21 protein-coding genes and 6 pseudogenes are annotated in these 20,275 nt (G+C 69.6%); 10 read left to right on the forward strand and 17 right to left on the reverse strand.

Translation table 11 applies throughout. From position 1 onward, the window contains the following. Window positions 1–538: 538 nt before the first annotated feature. The 10 genes and pseudogenes from ACPT94_RS06720 to ACPT94_RS06760 all read left to right on the forward strand — a co-directional run. A pseudogene (locus ACPT94_RS06720) lies at window positions 539–726 on the forward strand (tyrosine-type recombinase/integrase); the annotation flags it as partial. 3 nt (window positions 727–729) lie between these two features. Next, window positions 730–996 (forward strand): annotated as a pseudogene (locus ACPT94_RS42115) (site-specific integrase); the annotation flags it as partial. Between the two features lie 1,096 nt (window positions 997–2,092). Then, window positions 2,093–2,542, forward strand: a complete 450-nt coding sequence (locus tag ACPT94_RS06725) for a DUF5707 domain-containing protein (RefSeq protein WP_360352242.1) — start codon at window positions 2,093–2,095, stop codon at window positions 2,540–2,542. Between the two features lie 616 nt (window positions 2,543–3,158). Then, window positions 3,159–3,800, forward strand: a complete 642-nt coding sequence (locus tag ACPT94_RS06730; RefSeq protein WP_425245348.1) for a hypothetical protein — start codon at window positions 3,159–3,161, stop codon at window positions 3,798–3,800. A 570-nt stretch (window positions 3,801–4,370) separates the two neighbouring features. Then, window positions 4,371–4,778, forward strand: a pseudogene (locus ACPT94_RS06735) (FtsK/SpoIIIE domain-containing protein); the annotation flags it as partial. Further along, a pseudogene (locus ACPT94_RS06740) lies at window positions 4,744–5,265 on the forward strand (DUF2637 domain-containing protein); the annotation flags it as partial. The pseudogenes ACPT94_RS06735 and ACPT94_RS06740, both read left to right, overlap by 35 nt. A gap of 269 nt (window positions 5,266–5,534) precedes the next feature. Beyond that, window positions 5,535–5,723: pseudogene (locus ACPT94_RS06745) on the forward strand (mobile element transfer protein); the annotation flags it as partial. Window positions 5,724–5,850: 127 nt separating this feature from the next. After that, window positions 5,851–6,846, forward strand: a pseudogene (locus ACPT94_RS06750) (tyrosine-type recombinase/integrase); the annotation flags it as partial. A 608-nt stretch (window positions 6,847–7,454) separates the two neighbouring features. Next, the gene (locus tag ACPT94_RS06755; protein WP_425245349.1) at window positions 7,455–8,003 is read left to right on the forward strand and encodes a GIY-YIG nuclease family protein; all 549 of its coding nucleotides are present in this window, start codon (window positions 7,455–7,457) and stop codon (window positions 8,001–8,003) included. Between the two features lie 158 nt (window positions 8,004–8,161). Continuing rightward, on the forward strand, window positions 8,162–8,860 hold the full coding sequence (locus ACPT94_RS06760) for an 8-oxoguanine DNA glycosylase OGG fold protein (protein ID WP_425245350.1): 699 nt from the start codon (window positions 8,162–8,164) through the stop codon (window positions 8,858–8,860). 33 nt (window positions 8,861–8,893) lie between these two features. Here the strand turns inward: ACPT94_RS06760 and ACPT94_RS06765 are convergent, their stop codons facing one another. From ACPT94_RS06765 to ACPT94_RS06845, 17 genes are all read right to left on the reverse strand, one after another. Beyond that, complete coding sequence (locus ACPT94_RS06765) at window positions 8,894–9,403, reverse strand: hypothetical protein (RefSeq protein WP_425245351.1); 510 nt, start codon at window positions 9,401–9,403, stop codon at window positions 8,894–8,896. 74 nt (window positions 9,404–9,477) lie between these two features. Continuing rightward, complete coding sequence (locus ACPT94_RS06770) at window positions 9,478–10,227, reverse strand: hypothetical protein (RefSeq protein ID WP_425245352.1); 750 nt, start codon at window positions 10,225–10,227, stop codon at window positions 9,478–9,480. Window positions 10,228–10,269: 42 nt separating this feature from the next. Beyond that, window positions 10,270–11,265: an N-6 DNA methylase gene (locus tag ACPT94_RS06775; protein ID WP_425245353.1), complete on the reverse strand. Its 996-nt coding sequence runs from the start codon at window positions 11,263–11,265 to the stop codon at window positions 10,270–10,272. Next, on the reverse strand, window positions 11,262–11,909 hold the full coding sequence (locus ACPT94_RS06780) for a hypothetical protein (protein WP_425245354.1): 648 nt from the start codon (window positions 11,907–11,909) through the stop codon (window positions 11,262–11,264). Before ACPT94_RS06780 ends, ACPT94_RS06775 begins: the two co-directional genes overlap by 4 nt. Window positions 11,910–12,003: 94 nt before the next feature. Continuing rightward, entirely contained in the window at window positions 12,004–12,402 is a 399-nt protein-coding gene (locus ACPT94_RS06785) for a hypothetical protein (RefSeq protein WP_425245355.1), read from the reverse strand. Then, window positions 12,402–12,776: a hypothetical protein gene (locus tag ACPT94_RS06790; RefSeq protein WP_425245356.1), complete on the reverse strand. Its 375-nt coding sequence runs from the start codon at window positions 12,774–12,776 to the stop codon at window positions 12,402–12,404. The genes ACPT94_RS06785 and ACPT94_RS06790 overlap by 1 nt, the downstream gene beginning before the upstream one ends. Window positions 12,777–12,858: 82 nt before the next feature. Continuing rightward, window positions 12,859–13,401 carry a hypothetical protein gene (locus ACPT94_RS06795; protein WP_425245357.1) on the reverse strand — a complete coding sequence of 181 codons (543 nt, stop codon included), beginning with the start codon at window positions 13,399–13,401 and terminating at the stop codon, window positions 12,859–12,861. A gap of 6 nt (window positions 13,402–13,407) precedes the next feature. Next, complete coding sequence (locus ACPT94_RS06800) at window positions 13,408–14,133, reverse strand: hypothetical protein (RefSeq protein ID WP_425245358.1); 726 nt, start codon at window positions 14,131–14,133, stop codon at window positions 13,408–13,410. Between the two features lie 128 nt (window positions 14,134–14,261). Then, complete coding sequence (locus ACPT94_RS06805) at window positions 14,262–14,936, reverse strand: hypothetical protein (protein WP_425245359.1); 675 nt, start codon at window positions 14,934–14,936, stop codon at window positions 14,262–14,264. 32 nt (window positions 14,937–14,968) lie between these two features. Then, window positions 14,969–15,652 (reverse strand): PP2C family protein-serine/threonine phosphatase, encoded by a 684-nt coding sequence (locus ACPT94_RS06810; RefSeq protein ID WP_425245360.1) that lies wholly within the window; start codon window positions 15,650–15,652, stop codon window positions 14,969–14,971. Between the two features lie 96 nt (window positions 15,653–15,748). Next, on the reverse strand, window positions 15,749–16,432 hold the full coding sequence (locus ACPT94_RS06815; protein ID WP_425245361.1) for a hypothetical protein: 684 nt from the start codon (window positions 16,430–16,432) through the stop codon (window positions 15,749–15,751). Between the two features lie 63 nt (window positions 16,433–16,495). Then, window positions 16,496–16,804 carry a hypothetical protein gene (locus tag ACPT94_RS06820; protein ID WP_425245362.1) on the reverse strand — a complete coding sequence of 103 codons (309 nt, stop codon included), beginning with the start codon at window positions 16,802–16,804 and terminating at the stop codon, window positions 16,496–16,498. Between the two features lie 98 nt (window positions 16,805–16,902). Then, window positions 16,903–17,172: a hypothetical protein gene (locus ACPT94_RS06825; RefSeq protein ID WP_425245363.1), complete on the reverse strand. Its 270-nt coding sequence runs from the start codon at window positions 17,170–17,172 to the stop codon at window positions 16,903–16,905. Window positions 17,173–17,258: 86 nt separating this feature from the next. After that, window positions 17,259–18,056 carry a helix-turn-helix domain-containing protein gene (locus ACPT94_RS06830; protein ID WP_425245364.1) on the reverse strand — a complete coding sequence of 266 codons (798 nt, stop codon included), beginning with the start codon at window positions 18,054–18,056 and terminating at the stop codon, window positions 17,259–17,261. Beyond that, the gene (locus ACPT94_RS06835; protein WP_425245365.1) at window positions 18,053–18,382 is read right to left on the reverse strand and encodes a helix-turn-helix domain-containing protein; all 330 of its coding nucleotides are present in this window, start codon (window positions 18,380–18,382) and stop codon (window positions 18,053–18,055) included. The genes ACPT94_RS06830 and ACPT94_RS06835 overlap by 4 nt, the downstream gene beginning before the upstream one ends. Before the next feature lie 7 nt (window positions 18,383–18,389). Further along, entirely contained in the window at window positions 18,390–19,007 is a 618-nt protein-coding gene (locus ACPT94_RS06840; protein WP_425245366.1) for a hypothetical protein, read from the reverse strand. Between the two features lie 132 nt (window positions 19,008–19,139). Further along, window positions 19,140–20,237, reverse strand: a complete 1,098-nt coding sequence (locus ACPT94_RS06845) for a PD-(D/E)XK nuclease family protein (RefSeq protein WP_425245367.1) — start codon at window positions 20,235–20,237, stop codon at window positions 19,140–19,142. Window positions 20,238–20,275 lie beyond the last annotated feature (38 nt).

Genomic DNA, 20,275 nt, shown 5'->3' on the forward strand with positions numbered 1-20,275 from the left:
CCGTGGGTTCAAATCCCACACCCACCGCAGGTGAACGGCCCCTGACCAGGCAACTTAGTCGGGGGCCGCTTCCGTGTCCGCGCACCGTGATCGTCCGGTGCTCCCCCAGGTTCCCTGCTCGATCGGGCACGGGAGGGGCACGCTTCTAGTCGTCGAGCCATGGGCCTCGGGTGATTTGTTTGTGAAGTCGTTCGTCCAGGCAGCTCCAGTGGGCCCAGAGGGACTGCACGCTCTGTTCCCCGGCCCGAGTGATCTCCAACGTGACGCCATCACCGGAGAGGCCGACGTCGGTGGTTCCCATACAGAACGCGCAGCTCACTAGCTCCTCGGTGCTCACCTGGTGAATGTAGCCCGAGGTGTGCAGATCGAGTTCAGTGGAGGGGCAGGAACCGGAGCTGCTACAGGTCACCGACCTGCCGGCCTCCGCCGACCACTCACCCCGACTCCCACCCCGTCTGCTCGGCTCTGCCTGGGGCGATGGCAGGCGGGATGGGAGTTCCCCACCGCCACACCCCACCGGCCAGCACTCGCGTACAGGCGGAACGGCCGGCCGGTCGAGCCGCGGAATGTCTACCGGTCCTTCACGCGGGTCGCGGCCGATGCGGGACTGCGGGTGGTCCGGCTGCACGACGCACGGCACGGGTGCGCACGCTGCTGACGGCGGCAGGCGTCACGCCGCGGGTCATCATGGAGATCCTGGGTCACAGCCAGATCAGCATCACGATGACTGCCTCGCGCTATCGGCTGCTCATCCTCCTGGCGGCGTTCACCACTCTGCGGTTCGGCGAACTCGCCACCCTCCGTCGCCGAGACGTCGACCTGGAGGGCCTGACCGTCAGCGTCCGCCGGTCTCAGGCCGAGTTGCAGGACGGTCGCCTGTTCGACAAAGCCCCGAAGTCCGCTGCTGGCGTCCGTGCCATCTCGTTCCCCGCCGAGCTGCTCGGCGACGTCAGGCGGCACCTGGAACAGTTCGCCGCGCCCGGCCTCCGAGAGGGTGGGGGAGGGGCCTCCGGTCTTGGGGACGGGCAATGGCCTTGCTGCCATGGTCGAAGCTGGCGATGCTGGGCAGATGCCAGGGCAACGCAAGAGAAGGCGTCACCAGCAGGACGAGGTGCAGCGGGCTGCTGCTCGCTTCGCGCCTGAAGCGGGCCGCTGGGAGGTGCTTTTCGAAACCCAGGATGAGTCGGACTGGAACGCTCATATCCGCCGCCTCCGGGCCTCGGGCACCCAGATCGACTGGACGGCCGTGCGGGTGGACAGGCTCTGTGGGCGCCAGACACGATCGACCACGTTTCGGCTGAGCCTCTTCGTACCGAAGGGCGTCCCCCATCCGGACCAGGGCTCCACCGTGTAGTGGCACGCGTGTGGCACGTCCCCGAAAACGGTGAAGGGCCAGCCGGGGAGAAAACCTCTCCTGAGCTGGCCTTTCTTGCTGTGCCCCCGGCAGGATTCGAACCTGCGACACCCGCTTTAGGAGTTCGGTCCGGGTCTGCTCCAGATGGGGTCGGCGCCTGCTTCGACGGTCGGGCAGAGGCGCTGATGTACACCTTCGTCCGCCGTCGTTGATGTCAGTCGTGGATGTCAGAAGCTTTCCGATCCGGCGACTCGATGACGCTGACCGATGGTGGCCGTACCGGTCATGACGCGGCCCTTCGAGGGCACCACCTGGCGGGGCCAGTTGTCGTACTAGGTCCTGTGTGATGTCGTGGTCGACCGTGTTGATCCGGACAGGCGGGAATGCGGATCCGGTAGGAAGACGATCGTGAGGCGCGAGCAACTTGCCGACGAGCAGTGGAGGTTGATCGAACCGTTCCTGCCGTTAGGTGAGTACGGCCCGTACCCAGGGCGGCTGCGGGGTGTGCCACGAACGCCGGCCTCTCTCCTGCCGAGTGGCTCGCGCCCTCCGGAGTACGCACCAGGAGCAGCCCGGTGCGGTGGACGAGCGTGTGAACGCACTGACCGAAGGGCGTTTACTCAGGCTGGAGTTGAGTACGCGTGCTCATAACCGGCGCCCGCTGCGCGGCCAGGATGGGTGCACGGCGCCGACGAGAGCGCCGGTGTGATCCAGCTGAGCCTGTCAGGGGAATTCCTCATGTCGCGTCGTATCGTTTTGTCCGTGGCTGCCGGTGTCGTCGTCCTCGGAGGTGCCGGTGCCTTCGCCCTCGCCTACGCCGGGGACCAGCCTCCGGCGCTGGCGCACAGCACGGCCCGCTACACCGCTCCCGACGGTGACCGCGACGGTTCGTTGACCTTCACCACTGACGTCACGGCGTCCTCCGATGTCAAGAGCGTGAAGGTGCTGGCCTGGCCGGCGAACTCGTCCTTCGCGAAGAAAGGGCTGACTGCCAAGGACATGGCCGCCGCCGAGTCGGCCGTCTGCAAGCCCTCGGGTGGGGACACCGAGCGGTGCACCTATGAGGTCACCGTCACCCGCGCCGATGCCGACGGGTCCCCGCGGGGTCTGTGGCACGTGGCTGTCCTGACCACCGCCGAGGACGGCGACACGACGCTGGACACCAAGGCGGCCGACTTCACCCGGTGATGTGATCCAGACGGGCGGGTGATCGTGCCACGCGTACGGTCGGGGCCACGCCAGGTCGGTCACAGGGGATGGACGACCTTGGTCAACAGGCCGTGGTGCTCGGTTGAGGGTTCGCCGGGGTTCGGTGTTGACCGCTGCCGTCCGGGGCTGTTGGTGTCAGGCGCTGTTGTCAGCCGCCAGGCGCGGACTTGACAGGTTCGGCACGCGCCCTCTCAAGCTGCGCACGATCATCACTCCAGGCGGATCTGGGGCCCGTCTGAACCTCAGCCGACGACAGTCAGCCACGACGGCGGGCGCGCCGACCGATCACGCACGCGTATTGCCTCGCTGCACCCTTACCGGCCTCAGCCACGCTATCGGTCACGTCGACGACAGCAAGCTGCGTCGGCCGAAGCGCGGAGGTGAGACCTTGAGCGATGACCGCTTCGTCCCGAAGCAACTTGGGTGGCGTCCTTGCCTTGGGCTGGTTCGTCTCTCACCTGCCCTGATGGTCCGCAGCTCGCGCTCGTTCGCCGGTGTTCGTGGGCGTAGTCACGCAGTTAGACACTCACCTGTTGCCGCTCCTCCTTTGTGGGAAAACGGCCAGAGCGACAGACCGTCCAGCAGACTGGCGGCTATGGACTGGATCTCACCCGTCTCCGGACTCGTTGGTGCCCTCGTGGGTGCGGGATTGTCATATCTCGGTACACACCGGGCACAGGCTAAGGCACTGGCCGATGCCCGCCTGGCCCGCCTCCAGGCCAAGCAGGACCAAGCCGTGACCACATTGGCCGAGGCCTTTGGCGATCTCCAGAAGCATGTCAGGGAGGTCCCAGGTGAATGGGAGCCGGGGATGGACGCCGGGGGGACTGCCGTTGTCACGGCGTCGCGGCAGGCCTGGGATGAGAAGCTCCAAGACTCCATTGCGCCGGCCCGGTTGGCCATCGGGGTCATTCGGGAGAAGAAGCTACGCCACCGCCTCAACGAGACCATGAACCTACTGGAGGAGTGGGACGGTGGGCTGGTGTACGCCTTCCACGGCCGCTCACGTGCTGGGGTGCTGCGCGGGGTGATTGCCCATGCTGTGGAGTGTGTAGGAGCGTGGCAGCGGGAAGAGGCGCTGCCCGAACCGAACCACGCTTTCCGGGAAGCGCGGGAGTCTATGCAGGCCAAGCGGGACGAGTGGGAGGCCATCGCAGAGGCCCAGGAAGAAGACCGGCTCCGGCGCCGCGCCGAGCGCGACAGTCCAGGCACGCCGCCGCCCCCGGTGGTCGGGTGACGTGAGTTTCCGCGGTCGTAGGTCCCCAGGATGGGCAACGAGCAAAGGCTTCGTACGCTCTCAGCCTGGGAAGCTGCGATCATTTGCGGGCGGTTGGGCGCTGACCTGGACGAACGGCTGTGATGCAGCTTCGTCGGGCCCGGTTGCCTTCACCGTGGTTCCCCGCTGTTCCCCGCCGGATCTGGTGCGCTTGTGGTGCGGCCGTGGGGGTACACCACGGCCGCAACCTTCTGGTCCGTAGCTCTAGCCGGATCGGTCAGTGGATGACGAGGCGTCCGTGATAGCTCTGGCCACCCTCCGCAGCGGCGCCACCTACTGGGTGGGAGATCGGGCACAACCCGCAGGCCAGCATGCCGGAGAGGCTGGGGCATCTGACCGGTGACCAGCGCCTCCGTTAGTGGAGTTACCGGGCGCAGGTGCGTCCGCCAGCCACCTGTATTGACCGTGGCTGACCCCTGTATCTGGCACGGTTGTGGCACGAGCTTCGCTCGTCAGTCGGCGGTCATGCCGGAACCGTGCCGCCGCTGTCACCCCGGCCGCCTTCCCGGCCGCCATGGGGGCCACCGCCTGATGACCGACCTCGCGACACTTCTGGAGGTGGGTGGTCCTGTCGCCGCGCTCGGCGGCAGGGCCGCCTACGCCCGGGCCAATCACCCGGCCCTGTACTGGTCTGCGGTCGGCGGTCCGATATCCACGGTCCGGCTGCTCAGCTCGTACGCATCGGTCATGGAAGCCTGCGGCCTGACCGTGGCTCCCTCCCGGCTGCGGGTCCTCGCGGTCAAGGCCACCACCCGGCGGGAGGTGCGGCCCGTACCGCCCCGGCGGGGCATCATCCGGCCCACCGCGACCGGCTTACGGCTCCGTCTTCGCCTCGCTCCGGGGCAGGAGCCCGCCGACGTCGCGGCCTCGGCCGAACGGCTGCGGCACGCCTGGGGTGTCCACGCAGGACGGCTGGAAAGCCTGGGCCTACCCGGTGTCCGTGGACCTGCTGCTCGTCGCCGCCTGGCGTCGGCTGCGCTCCGGTACCGCAAAGGCGGCGGCCTGGTGCTGGTTCGTCATCGCGCTCGCCGCGTCGCTCGGCGCGAATGTCGCCACCGCCGGCCTTCTCGACCTCGGCGACGTCCCGGCCTGGCTGCGCATCCTCGTCGCGGGCTGGCCCGCTGTGGCTTTCCTCGGCGGAACCCTCCTCGCCCACTCCGCCCCTACGACGGCACTAGACAACGACGTGCACGTGGTCAAGGGCCAGGAGGAAGCGCCGGAATCCACCTCCGAGCCGTCCGCCCAACCCGCTGTCGAGAAGGCGCCCGAACGTCCGGCCGTCGCGGTCCCAACTGCGCTGGTCGACCATGCCCGCAAGGTCGCTGCCGAGCACCACACCCGCACCGGTACATCGATCGACACGCCAACCCTTCGTGCCCGCCTCGGCGTTCCGGCTCCCCTGGCCGAAGCCATCGCCGCCCAGCTTCGAAGGCGGGCCCTGTCGGGAGGCTTTACCGCTTCCGCAACATTCGCCGCGTTCCGACAACGGCCGAAACGATCAGTACCTCGAGGCAGCACGTGGTGATCACGGTGGCCCAGGACTCGCCCAACCACCACCTTCCCCCAGCACACGCGACCCCAAGTACCAACGCGGCCGAACCGAAGGCGGCCAGCCGCCGCGCCCCTTGTGACATGCCGCTCATCTACGCACGTCCGCGCGGCCCAGGCAAGCGAACAAAGGAAAGGAAACCGGCTGTGCCAGCCAATCGCCGCTTCCACAGCGTCACCCGCATCGGCCCCGTCCAGGTCGGCACTTCATACGACGGCCGCGGCCGCGAGAAGCACACTGCTGCCTGCACCGCCCCGCGCTGCGGCTTCCCCGCCGACTACGACAGCCGCGCCGCCGCCGAACTGGCCGCCCGCATCCACCGCTGCCCCATCCGCGGAAAGGACACCGCACCCCGTGACGCTCAACCTCCCCCTTGTCGTCGTCCTGAGCTTCTTCGCCTGGGCGGCGGTCAAGTACCTCGGCGTCCGTACCTGGATCGTCGTCCTGATCGCTCTCTTCGACCGTGAGCTGCTCGACAAGGTCGACCAGGGCGTGCCGTGCCCACCAAGTCGGCCAAGCTCGCGGAGTGGCTGCCGTACTGGCTGGACAACGTCATCAAGCCCCGGCGAAAGCTCAGCACGTTCGACAAGTACGAGGCGCACGTCCGTCTCTACCTGGTGCCCCTCCTCGGTGCCAAGCGACTCGAATCCCTCGGTGTCGCTGACGTCCGCCGGTTCCTCGTCCGCCTGGAAAAGGAGACCACGGCCGCAACCGCCAAGGAATCGCACCGAGTTCTGCGCTCGGCGCTGACCTCCGCCTGCCGCGAAGAACTGATCACGCGCAACGTCGCCAAGCTCGTCGAGCCGCCCCGCACCGACTCCCGCGAGCTGAAGCCGGACCCTCGACGAGACGCTCGACTTCCTCGCAGCCTCCCGCAAGGACCGCTCTACGCGGCCTTTGTCCTCGCCTGTCCTCGCCCTCGCCATGGGCCTCCGCCGGGGAGAGATCGTCGGCCTCCGCTGGTCGGACCTCGACCTCGACGGCCGAGTCCTCTACGTCCGTCAGCAGACGCAGCGCCGCCGTGGCGTCCTCTACGACGACCCCAAGAGCCGCCGTCGTCCAGCCGTCCCCATCCCCGCCCTCTGCATCGCACCCCTGCGCTGGCACCGGATGCGGCAGGCGGCTGCCCGTGCCAAAGCGGGGGAGAAGCGGCAGGACTCCGACTACGTCTTCACCACCCGCACCGGCCGCCCGGTCGAGCCGCGCAACATCTACCGCTCCTTCACCCGCGTCGCCCAGTCCGCCGGCCTCCGCGTGATCCGACTGCACGACGCCCGCCACGGCACAGCCACCCTCCTCACGGCGGCCGGAGTCGCGCCCCGCGTCGTGATGGAAATCCTGGGCCACTCCCAGATCAGCATCACCATGGACGTGTACACGCACGTCGTGCAGGACACCCAGCGCGAAGCCATGAGCCACATGGACCGGCTGCTCAGGAGGCGCCCCGATCGACAGTGACCGCCCTCGTTGATGTCAGCCGTGGATGTCAGAGGCCCGGGGGGGCCCCCCCAAGGGGGGGGGGGGGGGGGCGGGGGGGGGGGCCCCCCCGCGTGGTTTGGTCGCGGGGGTTTCTCCCGCCCCCCCCCCCCCCGCTATTGGGGGGGGGCCCCGGGCCTCTGAGCTGGTGCCCCCGGCAGGATTCGAACCTGCGACACCCGCTTTAGGAGCAAGACAAGATCAGTAATGGGGCGGTCGTCGGCTTGTGGGCCTGACCAGTGGAGACAGTGGCTGTGGAGGCATGGAGGGCGTCGCATGGTCTCTGACCTGCGGGGATCGGATCCCGGTGCGTCCCAGACAGTCCCGGTCCCTCCCAGGGTGTACTAGGCACTACGGTCCCACTTTCGTCCCACACAGTGCCGTCCGGTCCCACTCTGGACTCACCTCGGGCTCACGGGAGGTGGGCGGGGCCGACAGTGGGGGGACGCTGGTTCGAGCCCCAGGTAGAGGCGCGAGGCGCGTTGTGGTGAGCACCGCTCGGCCTTCGCGGGGAGCGCGTGCATCGTCTCTGCGAAACGAATCCCGGGGACTTCGAGGTACGTGTTCAGCAGGGCCCCTATTCTGCGGCCATGTCGGAGGAGACGGCCGTTCAACGGACCACCGCAGCCCTGTTCACGTCACCGCGTACGTTGTCGGAGGCGGCGGCTGCGCTACCGAAGACCTCGGGGCTGTATGCCTGGTGGGCGCCTCCGAGCGTTCTGCCGTTGTTCGCCGGGCCGGAGAACTCCGCGGATCCCGGATGCCGGCTGCTGTATCTCGGCAAGGCCACCCGGCTCCGGACCCGGATCACCTCCAACCACCTGAGGCGCTCCGGGAGTTCCACCCTGCGGCGGACACTGGCGGGGTTGCTGATGACCACCGAGGGCTACCGGACGACGTGGACCGACCGGGTGGTTCTCGTGCCGGAGGACGAGGAGCGGCTCACCAGGTGGATGCACGAGCACCTCGCGCTTACCTGGGTCGAGCACTCCGATCCGCTCTCGGTGGAGGGGGAGTTGATCTCCCAGTTGGGTCCGCCGTTGAACGTCGACGGTGCGGGGCAGGGTGCAGCTCTCGAGGCGGTCAAGGAAGCGCGGGCGCGGTATTACGGGAGTGCTGGTCCTCGGCCTGCCGAGTAGGTCCGTACATCCTGCATCCGTTTTATCCGATAGGTCGGAAAGTGTCTGTGGTACTGATCCGGTCATTTTCCGGGGACGCACAGCGCCGGTGCGGCGCTCGCTGTGGGACCCCTGGTGCAGTATTCGCGCAGCGTGATGGCAGCAGATGAGGAGTCAAGGTGGCCGAGCTTGATGAGTTCTTCCGTGACCCGCTCCCGGATCGTGACTCGTTCGTCCTGGGGCAGGCCATTCCGTTTAATCCCGATCAGTGGATCACCAGGCTGCCAAGCGGTGAGTGGTGGCCCAAACGCTTGGCTGGCCTCCCCCGTGTGGGGCGCTGGCCGACCGTGGACCGGCGGACGGTGTTCCAGGTGGCCGAGCAGGCCGACACGCCGGAGGGCAGACGAGATCTGCTCATCGCCGCCCTCGTGTGGGGCAGCGGTACCAAGGCTCGGGAGGTCGCCCGCCGCGTGCGGATCTTCCACGAGAACGATCTCGACTGGCTGGACGAGCGGATCTGTGCGGCCAAAGCTGAGGTTGATCGCGGAGACCCTGTCGCCGCCTACCTGGTGCTGAACGACCGGGATGCCCGGGTGAAGTACTTCGGCCCGGCGTTCTTCAGCAAGCTCCTGTACTTCGCCACCGCTGATCGTCCTGCCGGCGAGCTTTGGCCCCTGATCATCGACAGCAACGTCGCGTTGGCCCTCAATGAGCTGTCGGATCAGGAGTGGGAAGCAGACGAGCGCTGGGATTCCAAGAAGTACGCGAGCTATCTCGAGCTGGCCCACTCGTGGGCCGAACGGTGGGGGACTGCGCCAGACGTGGTGGAGCGGATGCTCTTCACCCGGGGGAAGCAGCTCCAGCGCGCCGCCCGGTAGCGCTGCGGGGCGACTGCTACCAGCCAGCTCGGATCACGGTCTCGTCGGTGGAGTCTGATGGCCGAGGGCCTGGGCGTCGGGAGCGGCCGGGGTGACGTAGCCGGGGCAGCCGCAGTGCTCATAGCAGCGCGAGTCCTCGGGAGCCGTGGGTGGGACGCTCTGGCGGACGCCGCGGGCGTGACCGCAGCCGGGCCGGGCGCAGCGGGGATGGTGCTGGTTGTCGTGGCGGTGGGCAGAGAGGCCGGCCTGGCGGATTGTCTGGCCGGTGCCGCGAGTGGGTTCGGTGTCGGCGTAGCAGCCGGCCCAGCCACAGTCGTGGGTGAAGTGGAAGGTACCTGCGAAGGCGAGGGTGCCGCAGCGTCCGCAGCGGTACTGCGGGATGCCGTGCTCGTCGGGCGGGATCGGCTCGCCGGTGCAGCAGTCGATCTTCAGGGACTCGCGGTAGGCGGCGTGGCGGGCGGTCCGGGCGTCGCGTTCGGCCTTGCGGGCGGACCTGCGGTCCATGGCGGCCTGCTTCTCCCCGAAGAGATCGAGTTGTGTCATGGCAATGCTCGGATCGGTCGATGTGATGGGGCGCGGGGCGATGCTCGGATCGTCCCGCGCCAAGGGGGCGTTGATCAGTTACTGGTGTTGGTCTCGGCCGACTGCGACTTCTTCTTTGCCTTGGTCTCGTCCGTCCCGGCCGTCTTGGTAGCCGTCGCCGTGGTGCGCTTTGAGCGGGGCGCCGCCGGTTGCTTCTTCGGCTCGGTCTTCTTCGCGGTGGGCTGCGCCTTCTTGGCTGTACGGCGTGGGCTCCTCGCCGGGGCCGTGGACTTCGCGGTGGCCTTCGCCGGCTTGGATGGGTCCGTGGCCTGTGTGGGCTCGCTGCTCTTCGTCGCGTCGGCGGCTGCCGAAGGCTTCTCCGCCGCTGCGGTACGGCGGGACGGCTTCTTCGGGAAGGCGCGCAGCCGTGGGCGTTTGCCGTCGAAGGCCGGCAGGAGCCGGGTGCGGATGTTCCGCGCGGTGGTCGCGGCGGGCGGGTTGTTCGTGAAGCAGACGCCGACGTTGTAGCGGATGCCTGGGGTGAGGTGCTTGAGGCTGTCGGCGTAGGTCTCGGCGTCGGCGTCGTTGTCGAACTCGCGGGGTGGGACGTCGAGCGCCCAGGTCTGGACGGCCGCGCCGCGCCAGATGTGCCGGATGCCGATGCGGCGGCCGTCGGGGTGGATGAGGTACGCGGACAGGCCGGGGTGTGGCTTGCTGTCGGTGTCCACGGTCCACCCGTTGCCGAGCCCCGCCGCGGTCGTGGTGACGAACTCTTCGAAGTCCGCGGGGAAGACACGCTGCTTCTCCGCGGCATCGTCGGTTGTTGTGGGCTTCGTCGGGCTCACAAGGTGTCCTTCCTGGTTAGCGGGTGTGGGCTGGGGCGACGTTCACGCCGCCGCTCCGTCGAGGAGCTGGTTGAAGGCGTGGAGCATCCGGCGGGCCCTGTGCTCGAACAGGGCCTGCTCCACTACCGCGTTGCGGTGCTTGATGACCGCCTCGCGCTCGGCCAGTGCTTTGGAGAGGCCGGCGTCGTCGGTGGCGAGGGTGTTGGCGCACCAGATGACGGTCCTGGGGCCGAGGTCCCAGATGATCGCGTTGACGGCGGCGCAGGCGGTGGCGAGCGGGTCGATGTCGTTGCCGAGCCAGGCGTAGTCGTGCGGGTTGAGGCCGCGGAAGCGCAGCGTCTGGGCGACGGAGCGGAACATGCCGCCGCTGCCGAGGGCCGGTTCGCGGATGGTGGGGCCGTGGTCGTCGTGGACGAGGATCTCGGCCATCAGGTCGGTGACGCAGGGCGGGGTGTGGTACTCGCCGCGCCACTTCTTGTCGCTCTTGTGGCGCAGGCCCGTGAGCAGAGGGCTGAGGACGTCGGCCTCCGACCGCTCGTAGGGGTCGTCGTCGGCGGTGAGGTCGAACAGCCCGTTGTGGATCGCGGTATGGATGACGGCCTGGACGGCGCGCAGCTGGTGTTCGTCGGGGTCCTCCTCCACCCAGTCGTGCAGGGGCCGCGCGACCTCGATGAGGTCGGGGCGGGCCATCCACTGGACCCCCCAGATCTCGCGCAGGAGCGGCGGGAGCTGGGCTGGTTCGAGGGTGATGAGCCAGTCGCTGACGAGCGGCTCCCGGAAGAAGGACAACGCGGCGATGGTGCCCAGGGGGATGTCCATGCGGTTGCCGCCGTAATGGCTGAACCAGGCGGCGATGACGTTCTCCGCGACCTCCCTGGCGAGCCGGTTGGGGTCGCCAGGGAAGGCGTTGCGCTTACGGCGCGAGGCGAGGGCGGAGCGTGGCTTGGGGGGCTTGGAGGCTTCCTGCTCGCGCCGCTTGGCGCGCTCTTCGAGCTTCTGCTCCACCTCGCCGAACAGATCGAACTGCACGGTGCTCACTTCCCCACCGGATCGGTCGTGGCGCCCGGCGACCCGAACGGGTGCGGCGGAGCGCCCGCGGGGGCGGGCACGGGGCCCGCCTGGAGGATCGCCGTGGCCCGCTTGGCGCGATGGATGTAGTAGGCGCGGCCCTCGCTGAGTCGGCGCATCCGTTCCTCGTGCTGGGCGATGAGGCCGCCGTAGCGGTTCAGGGAGTGGGGTGCGCAGTGGTGTTCGTGGGCGCGGCGCAGCTCCGGTGTCCAGGGCTGGGCTAGCCAGTGCCGGGCCAGGACGGAGACGATGGCGGAGGCCCGGCGGGCGGTGCCCTTGGGGACGCGCACGGGGGCGCTGATGATGAGGCGGTATGGGCGGAGGCGCAGGTTGCCGACGTCGATGGCGGTGCGAGTGAAGGACTCGGTGCCGGCGAGGGTTACGCCGAAGAGGACGGGGACCTCGTCCATGTGGAAGCCGAGCGGGCCGGTGCCGTAGGCGACCTGGAGGACCTCGTTCATGGGGTCCTGGTCGGCTTCGGGGTGGTGGTCGGGGTCCCAGCCGAGGGTGAAGGCGCCGATGCCGGCGACGCGGTAGACGGCTTGGCCGGTGTCGAAGTCGGCGAACTCGGTGACCTCGAGGGCCGGTCCGTTGCCGACGGTGAAGGTCAGCACAGGGATGCTCTTTCTCGTGATTCAGGCATGGGTGGGGTAGGGGGCCGGCCGATGTCGTGGGCTCGGCCCCCTGGTGCGGTGGGGGGGGGCTGGGTTATCCGCCGTGTTCGGCGCGCCAGCCGTTGACGTACGCGCCGACCTCTTCGGCGAGGGGGTCGAGGGACATGTCGCCGGGCGGGGCTCCCTCGGCTGTGGTGGTGTCGTAGACGACCTTGGCCGTGCCGTGGGTGTTGTCGATGTGAACGGCCTTCCAGCCGCCGATCTCGGCGCGGTCGTCGTGCCAGGGGAGCGACTGGCGGCCCGTGACCACGATGTACTGCTCGCCGTCGTTCGTGAGCTGGACGGTGATGTTCAGCTCGTTGCCGCACCAGTCCACGCCCACGTCCGTGCAGTGCTGTTCGAGGGCTTCGATGACGTCCGCGTACAGGGCGCGGGCCTTGTCCTCGTCGACGCGGCGGAGGAGCTGGACGGCGCTGAGGTAGTGGAGGGCCATCACTTGCCCTCCGCGGTCTGGTCCGTCTCGGGGGCGTGGTCGCCGCAGACGAGGGAGAGGGGCTCGCCGTCATGCGGGAGGTCGAGCTCGACGTCCTGGGACTTGCGGCACAGCAGGCAGGGCAGGGAGACGGTGCGGACCATGCGCAGGGGGCGGACGGGGGTGCTGGCCGGGAGATGGACCGGTTCGGTGCGGCGGCCGTGGAGGGCCAGGGTGAGCAGGGTGAGCTCGGGGGAGATGACGGTCTTCTTGACGTCGGCCACGGTGAGGGGCGTGTGCGGCGCGTCGGGGAAGGCGAACACGTCGCCGGGGCGCAGTTCGTGCGCGTACACCGGTCTGGTGAAGCTGAGGGTGACCACGGCGTGGTTGCTCATGCTCAGGGATCTCTTTCCGTTGTGGGTGTGGGTGGTTGGCCGCTCGGTGGCGTCTCGCACACGGCACCGGGCGGAGTTCTGGCTACTCGTCGATCACATGCATGGGGCCGTTGATCGGGCCGCGGTCGAGTTCCTCGGCGATGTGCGGGGGAACGCGGGGCACCTGCGTGTCGTGGAGGGCGAGCTCGCCGCTCGCGAAGTCGATGAGCACGGTTCCGTCCGGGTCGACGCGGGTGACGCGGCCGTAGAGGGGTTGCTCGGGGTGCTTGACCCACTCGTGCTCCGTGAGAGGCGGCAGGTGCTCCGGGCATCGGCCTTGGCCGCGCAGCGAGAGGTGGGAGGCCGAAGGGTGCCAGCAGGGCTGTCCGTCGAGGCGAGGGTGGTCGCAGCCTCGGGTGATGTGGCCGTAGCCGTCGCAGCGGATCAGGACGGGGCCCGGCCAGGGCTCACGGGCGCGCACGATGGCGAAGGTGACGGCGCCGTGTGGGCCCTGGTCGTGGTGGGAGACGTACTCGACGGTCAGTCCGATGGTGGTCGGCCAGGTCTTCAGCACGTTCGCCGCGATGGTCTGTGCGTGGGTGGCGGGAACGGACGGCGCCAACGAGCGCCCGGAGGGCATGGGCATGTCATCTCACTTTCCGTGGGTGTGGGTCTGCGGGAGCAGGAGGAACGCCGTGTGCTCGGCCGGGCCGCCGACGCGTGCCAGGTGTCGTGCGCGCAGGTGCGGAAGGACGTGGATCTGTCGGGCGAGCGCCGTGATTCGCCGCTCGGTGTCCTTCGGCCACAGGGGGCGCTCGTCGGCGGCGCGGATCGGTTTGATGACGCCGCTGTCGGCCTCGGAGGTGTCCGCACAGATGACGTCGAGTACGCGGCACGTGTCACCGGCGAAGTCGACCGTGATCAGTTGGGCGTGGTGATGGTGTGCGCGGACGAGCTCGGCGACCCGCACGATCCGGTCGGCCGGCGGGAGGTCGAGCGTCCAGCGCCGGTCCGATCTCGGGTCCGGGCGTACGGCGCTCCAGGCGGCCGAGTGGAGTCCGGCGAGCGCATCGCTCAGGTCGTCGGCGAGCTCCTCCAGGTCCAGCTTGGTGGTGCAGACGTCCCCGCGGGCGTCGAGTACCAGTTCCTCAGTCCCGTCGTGGTGCGTGGTCCACAGGCCGTGGAGCTCGACGGTTCGGTCGTGCGTGGAGTGATCGAATGTGAGGTGGGTCGTCTCCGGGTACGCCTCGGCGATGCGCGCGGTGACGTGGTCGAGGACCGCGATCTCGTACTGGGCCTGGGCCTCGTTCAAGGCGTCGACGGCGAGTCTGCGGTGGCGCAGGGCCGTGGCGACCCGGTTCGCTGCGGTGTCGGTCATGAGAGCTGCGTCCTTCCAGAGGGACTGCGGTCAGTGGTGGGTGGCGTCGGCGGGGGCGGGCTCGCGGTACGGGAAGACCAGCTGCCACAGCTGCCCTTCGTGCTCGGAGGCGACGTCCATGCACGGGGTCAGGTGGCGGCTGCGCAGGTGGGGCAGGGCGTAGAGCTGCGCGAGGAGGTGGGCCAGTTCGTGGGAGACGTCGTGCGGCCACGGGTTGTCTCGGACTCCGGAGAACAACGGGGGCACGGGATGTTGACCCTCTCGCCGCCGCTGAGCGTGATCTGCTCGAAGCCGACGGCGACGCCTCGGTGGGTCGCTTCGAAGCGGCAGATCAGCGACTCGGCGTCGGGGACATGGCGGCGGACGATCGCGGCGACGGCGGCGGCCCGGTCAGCAGGCGGGAGGGTGATCCAGCGGCGGTCGCGGTGCTCGTGGACGGGGTGCGGCTCGACGAGGCCCCAGCGGTAGAGGAAGGCGCCGTTCAGAACGCGGCAGAGGTCGCTGACGAGTTCGTCGATGTCCAGCGGTCCGTCGCGCCAGCTCTGCTCCGGGTCGTCGTGGGGGTCGTAGAGGAGTCGGCAGCTGCCGATCGCGAAGTCCTGGGCGCTCCAGATGCCGTGCAGCCGGACGTCGCCGTCGGCGTCGAAGCTGACCTCCAGGTGCTCGGCGTCGGGGTGGGCCAGACGGACGCGGGCGGCGATGTCGTCGTGAAGGGCGAGGAAGAGGGTCTCGCCAGCCTGGACGTAGGTGGCCGCGAGGTCGTTGAGTGGGATCTGGGTGGGGCGAAGTTGCCGTTCTTTCATGGCGGTTGGCTCCTGATGGCTGGGCAGGATGGTCAGTGCGCGCGGCGCAGGACGATGGCGGTCGCGTTGTCCGGGCCGTTGATGCCGGCCGTGCCGACGAGAAGTTCGGCGGCCTCGTTCGGGTCGTCGCGGAGGAGCGCGGCGGTGATGGTCCGCCCGTCGACGGCCTGGCTGACGCCGTCGGTGCACAGCAGAACCGCGGTGGTGCTGTGCGCGGGCAGGGACGTGGTCACGAACTCGTGGCGTGCGACGGTGCGTGTCACCTTGCGGTCGTAGAGCGGCAGCGCGTCGGACTGCGTGGTGTGACGGCGGATGCGCTCGCCGAGCGAGTGGTCGTATGTGGCGCGCCGCAGCTGCCCGTCGGTGGTGAGGGCGTAGGCGCGGCACAGGCCCGCCCAGGCGAACTGGACATGGCTGTGGGCGGGGTCGAACAGCGCGGTGACGATCGACGCGTCCGCGGCGATGCCGCTGGCGGCGAGCTGGCTGCGTGCCCTGATACAGCCGGTCTCGGGGGTGGCGACGAGCGCCGCACCCACCGCCTCCTCCGCGGCCAGATCGGCCGCGCCGGCCGCGGTCGTGGTGTCGCCGATTCCGTCGGTGACGGCGACGGCGATACGGCCGGTGGCCTGGTCGCCTCCGACGGCGAAGGCGTCCGCTTGAACCTCGCGGCGGCCTTGCCGCTGTGCGCCGCCCACGCGCCAGGGTGTTCGGGACATGACTGGACTGACTCCTTTGCATGAGAGGGGGAACTCAGGGGCCCGCCCGGGGGCAGGCCGCTCGCACCGGCGCGCGACCCCGGGCGGGAACTGCCGCTACGGCACGGGAACCGCAGCGATGTGAGCGGCCGAAGCGGTGAACTCCGAGCAGGAGCCGAAGCGTTCGTGCAGCGTGTGCTCCCTGTCCCACTGGCCACAGCGTGCGCAGGCGGGCTGGGTGTGGCCGGGGGCGGGTCGTGCGACGTAGGCGCCACGCAGGTCGCCATCGGTGAAGACGACGACCCCGGTGACCTCCTCGAGGCTCGCCGCCCCCTTGCCGCGTCCGATGGCTACGCGCAGGGTGTGGCGCAGCAGGGCTCCGGACCAGTCGAAGCCGGGGCTGATGTCGGCGCGCGGGCCTTCGTAGGTGACGCGGTACGCGGGGAACGCCGCCTCGGCGGGGTCGGTGAGGGGGCGGGCCCAGAACTGCAGGGGGCGGTCGTCGGAACACTGCTCGGGCTGCGGTGCGACGGCGGAGACGATGCGCATGATCAGTTCGCCGCCGCCGACGATGCCGGCCTGGCGGGCTGCGTACGCGCACAGTTCCTTGAAGCCGGAGACGCCATGCGTGGCGAGCCACCGGTCGGGAGTCAGCTCCCCTCCGAAGTTCCTGCGGAAGTCGGCGCGGTCGCGGCGCTGGACGGCGGCGATGACGCCGACCGCGCGGTCGATCACGTCGGGGGCGATGCCGTACTTGGCGGCTTCGGCGTGCAGTAACTGCTCGCGGGTGGACTGGTCCACTTCGCTCTCTCCTTCGTGGATGCCGGGCTCCGGTGCTCCCGGGGCCCGTGGCCGGTGTGGGCGTTACGGGAGGGCCGGGGGCCGCTGGTCGAAGTGCTCGGCCGCGGTGCCGTGCAGGACGTTCAGCCGGGCCGACAGGCGCTTGCCGAGCGTGCGGCCGTGCATGTCGATGCCGCTCTCATGGCTGACGGACTCCAGGCGCCATCGGCGGTGGCCGTCGTCGAGCGTGAAGTCGTACAGCTCGCCGGGGCGGGGCCCGCGCAGAGTCAGGACGCGCACGGGCCTGCCGTCCAGGTCGGTACGGACGGTGGGTGGGCCCTGGAGGTGGGCGGCGGCCACTATCGCGGCGATGTTGGACAGGGGGATGTTCATCGGTTTCCTCGCACTCTGGTCAGGGCCTAATAGGTGAACGGAGGGCAGCAATTGTCTGTCACCACACATGTCGGAGCTGGGTGAAAGCGCTCGTTCCGTCAGATGTCGCGGTACAAGTCCGGGCGGCCGGTCGTCTCGCGCAGGGCGCAGACGAGGAGCCGGCCGGCGCCCTCGACGCCGAGGACGTCGGTGGCGAACTGCAGCGGGGTCACCGGGCGGCCGATCGTGTCGCCGTAGGTGCGGGCCAGGGCTTCGCCGATCGCGCGCGCCTGTTCCTTGGCCTGCTCGAACTGCTCGGGTGTGACGCCGCGAGCGGTGAGCCTGGCGGTGAGCGCCTGCTGTTCGCCGGGGGTGAGGTGTCGGAACATCGGTCAAGCCCTTCGGGGTCTGTGGGTGTTGATTGATGGCGTTGATAATATTTTATCAATCATGATCAATTGCCGTCAAGTGTTGTTTACGTGGGTGGTCTGTCGCCGCGGGAGCGATTCCGTCTGAGCGCTTCGCGCGCCGCTCGACGTGGCCCGTCCAGGGCGCCCTGGGCTTCGAGCTCCGCGGCGCGGGCGCGCCGCACCCGGTCTTCCTGGAACCAGCGGCGGTCCCGGCTGCGTGCACGCTCGTCCTTCTCGCGCTTCTCCTGAGCCGCAGCGGCGGCGCGACGGGCGCGCGGACTCGTGCCGCAGCCTCGGCAGTTGACGGCAGGGGAATTCGGATGCGCCGCACAGCCGCCTGACCCGAGGCTGCCGTCACCGTCTGCCGGGGGTAGGGGGTTTCTCTGGTGGTTCTCTGACGGTTCCCCGGCCAGATTGGCCGGTTCCCCTGCCGCATCTGGCCGCTGGTCAGATTGGCCAGTGGCCGTTCTGGCCGCCTGCTTTGCCCGTCTTCCGGCGTGCTTCTGCCCGTCCTTCGTCGCCTTCTGGGCGGGAGCCTGCGAACCGGACGCCGACGAACCCAACGCCGACGAACCCGACGGTGGTGGCGCCTGCGGACGCGGGGCGTGGATCGTGTAGCGGTTGCTGGTGCGCCGCCCGTCGGAGAAGCGGGCGTGCGAGACGATGAACCCCTCCTCCTCCAGCCACTCCAGGTGCCGGCGGACCGTGCGCTCTCCCTGGCTCGTCTTCTCCGCCAAGGTGGCCTGGCCGGGGAAGCAGGACCACGACTCGTCGGCGAAGTCGCACAGGGCCAGCAGCACCAGCTTCGCACCCGGCTTCGGGATGTCCTGCCGGAAGGCCCACGCCATGGCCTCGATGCTCAACTGCCCTCCCTCTCTTCCTTCTTCCAGGCAGCCCGCCAGCGCGAGACGGTGCGGGGCTCCACAGCGAGGCATTCGGCGATCTCCTCCGCGCCCAGGCCCTCGCGGGTCATGAGACGTGCGGCGAGTCTCTGCTCGGCCTCGTTGAGGCTGGGCAGCGGAAGATCTCCGTTGACGACCCGCTCGACCGCGAGGAAGTCGACCCCGGGGACGCCTGTGGCGGTGGTGCTGACGTAGACGCGGCGTGTGGGCTCGCGGGTGGGGTCGATGCCTTTGATGTGGAACGCGGGCGCTGTGGCGTGTGGCTGAGGTGTGTGGGTGGTGGGCACGACCCGCTCACCGCTCGTCGTCGAGGTCGCGGCCGCGGCCGCGGTGAGAGGCGTACGGGTCCTCGGGTGCGGACTCGCGCCCCACCTCCAGGGCCGCTTCACGGGAGAGCGGGGTGTCGCCGAGGCCGAGCGGCTGGCCGTCGCCTTCCAGCACGGCGAGAGCGGGGCCGGGCTGACCGGTGCGCAGGAGCCGGGCCGCCTCGGCGGTCGTCTGCTCCAGGGTGACCGCGAGTGCGCGGGCCCTGTCGCGTTGCGGAATCGCCCGCTCGGCCCTGCCCCGCCAGGCGGCGGCCTCCGCACGCAGCTGGGTGATGACCGGCAGGACCACCTGCAGGACGGTGTCGGCGACGTCCCGGGCGTGGCCGGCGAAGTCCATGCGGGGCCAGGCCGCCGTGAGCCTGTCGGCGAGCCGCTGCCGGATGCGGTCGTCGGGCAGAGGGCGAGGTGGCTGGGCCATGCCGGTGTGCGGTTCGGCCCCGTTGAGGACGGTCGTCAGGTGGAGCATGAGGCCGAGGACGTCGTCGCCCTCGTAGGTGGCGAGCGCGTGCAGCGCCTCGTCGATGCGGGACTGCGCGTCGTCGCGCCTATCGGGCGCAGAGGCGCTCACCAGGTGTTCGAAGGGCATGGCTGTGGACAAGGTGGTCCCCTCCAAGGGTGTTGACTGAACAGTGAGTGCGGGCCGACCCGCACGGGTCGCGAAATTTCGGGCCTCCCCCGCCACGGCTCGTAGACCGAACGAGCCGATCACCCGAAGCGATCAGGAGGTCTCGGGCAGTCGCGTGACACCGATCGTGCGCGAGGTCCGCCCACCGGGCCGCATGGGGATGTCGATGCCGAGGCCCTCGAGGACGCGCATCATCGCTGCGGGGTCGGGCTCGGGCGGCCGCGGGTTGCCGCCGGACCAGGACAGCTTGAAGGCGCCGTAGACGCCGGCGTCGGCGGCGTCCAGCATCTTGCGGGCCTTGGCCTTGCGTTTCTTCGCGGCGCTCTCCACCTCGGCGGCGTCGGCGTAGGCGTGCAGGGCCTCGGTGATGGCCGCGGTGTCCTCGGCGAGGATCGTCTGCGGGGCGCGGTCGTCGGAGAGCTGGTCAAGCTTCCAACAGGTCGTCTTGAACGGGCAGTTATCACAGATGATGGACAGTCCGGGGCCGTCGAGGTCACGCGGCATGGCCTCCGGTTCGGAACTGGCCAGGACGTCCTCGGCCCATGCCAGGGCCTGCTTCGTGACGTCCTCGTCGTACGGGCGCTGGTGGACGACGACCTGCCCGTACTCACGGCCGACGTAGCGCAGCCGTACGACGTCGACGGGCAGCGGTTCGCCGGTCGGGAGGCTGGGGTGTTCCTTGAGGCCGCCGGTGCGGAGTAAGTGCGCGTACAGGTGGACCTGGAACCACTCGGCCTGGCTGGGCCCCTGACGCACGACGACGTCGAGAGCCCGGGTGCTCTTGGTCTTCACGTCCTCCACGACGCCCACGTCACCGGCCGGCTCCGCCGTCGACCCGCGATGCGCGGCCCGCTGGTGGAGGTCGCCCGGAGCCCAGTAGGCATCCGCGTGGCCGAGGATCACGCCGTCGGTGAGCTCCAGCTCGGTGTGGGCGCCGTACTGCTCCCGCAGGACGCGCAGGATGCCCTCGTGCAGCCACGTGCCGAGGATCGCGGCGTGCATGTTGTCGGCGAGGTCGGTCGGCCAGGTGCCATGGACCTCGTAGGCGGCTCGGCGTCGGCACAGGCCGACCGACGACGGGCCGAGAAGTCGCTGGCGGGAGCGGGGTCTGGCGCGGTCGTCGCGGTGCGCGCCCTTCCACAGGTCGGGTACGGGGACGCCGAGCTTGTCGACGACGCTGTCGCTGGTCATGGTGTTCTCGCACTCTGTCGGAAGGTTCTGCTTCACTG

The organism is Streptomyces aurantiaciflavus (genome assembly GCF_049808595.1).
Lineage (GTDB): Bacteria > Actinomycetota > Actinomycetes > Streptomycetales > Streptomycetaceae > Streptomyces.

Excerpts from the sequence above, each read along its gene's own strand:
- ACPT94_RS06785 (WP_425245355.1), bottom strand. The coding sequence starts at position 12,402 with ATGGCCCTCCACTACCTCAGCGCCGTCCAGCTCCTCCGCCGCGTCGAC.
- ACPT94_RS06725 (WP_360352242.1), top strand. The coding sequence starts at position 2,093 with ATGTCGCGTCGTATCGTTTTGTCCGTGGCTGCCGGTGTCGTCGTCCTC.
- ACPT94_RS06840 (WP_425245366.1), bottom strand. The coding sequence starts at position 19,007 with ATGCCCTTCGAACACCTGGTGAGCGCCTCTGCGCCCGATAGGCGCGAC.
- ACPT94_RS06810 (WP_425245360.1), bottom strand. The coding sequence starts at position 15,652 with ATGTCCCGAACACCCTGGCGCGTGGGCGGCGCACAGCGGCAAGGCCGC.
- ACPT94_RS06845 (WP_425245367.1), bottom strand. The coding sequence starts at position 20,237 with ATGACCAGCGACAGCGTCGTCGACAAGCTCGGCGTCCCCGTACCCGAC.
- ACPT94_RS06795 (WP_425245357.1), bottom strand. The coding sequence starts at position 13,401 with ATGCCCATGCCCTCCGGGCGCTCGTTGGCGCCGTCCGTTCCCGCCACC.
- ACPT94_RS06820 (WP_425245362.1), bottom strand. The coding sequence starts at position 16,804 with ATGAACATCCCCCTGTCCAACATCGCCGCGATAGTGGCCGCCGCCCAC.
- ACPT94_RS06805 (WP_425245359.1), bottom strand. The coding sequence starts at position 14,936 with ATGAAAGAACGGCAACTTCGCCCCACCCAGATCCCACTCAACGACCTC.
- ACPT94_RS06755 (WP_425245349.1), top strand. The coding sequence starts at position 7,455 with ATGTCGGAGGAGACGGCCGTTCAACGGACCACCGCAGCCCTGTTCACG.
- ACPT94_RS06765 (WP_425245351.1), bottom strand. The coding sequence starts at position 9,403 with ATGACACAACTCGATCTCTTCGGGGAGAAGCAGGCCGCCATGGACCGC.
- ACPT94_RS06730 (WP_425245348.1), top strand. The coding sequence starts at position 3,159 with ATGGACTGGATCTCACCCGTCTCCGGACTCGTTGGTGCCCTCGTGGGT.
- ACPT94_RS06790 (WP_425245356.1), bottom strand. The coding sequence starts at position 12,776 with ATGAGCAACCACGCCGTGGTCACCCTCAGCTTCACCAGACCGGTGTAC.
- ACPT94_RS06825 (WP_425245363.1), bottom strand. The coding sequence starts at position 17,172 with ATGTTCCGACACCTCACCCCCGGCGAACAGCAGGCGCTCACCGCCAGG.
- ACPT94_RS06800 (WP_425245358.1), bottom strand. The coding sequence starts at position 14,133 with ATGACCGACACCGCAGCGAACCGGGTCGCCACGGCCCTGCGCCACCGC.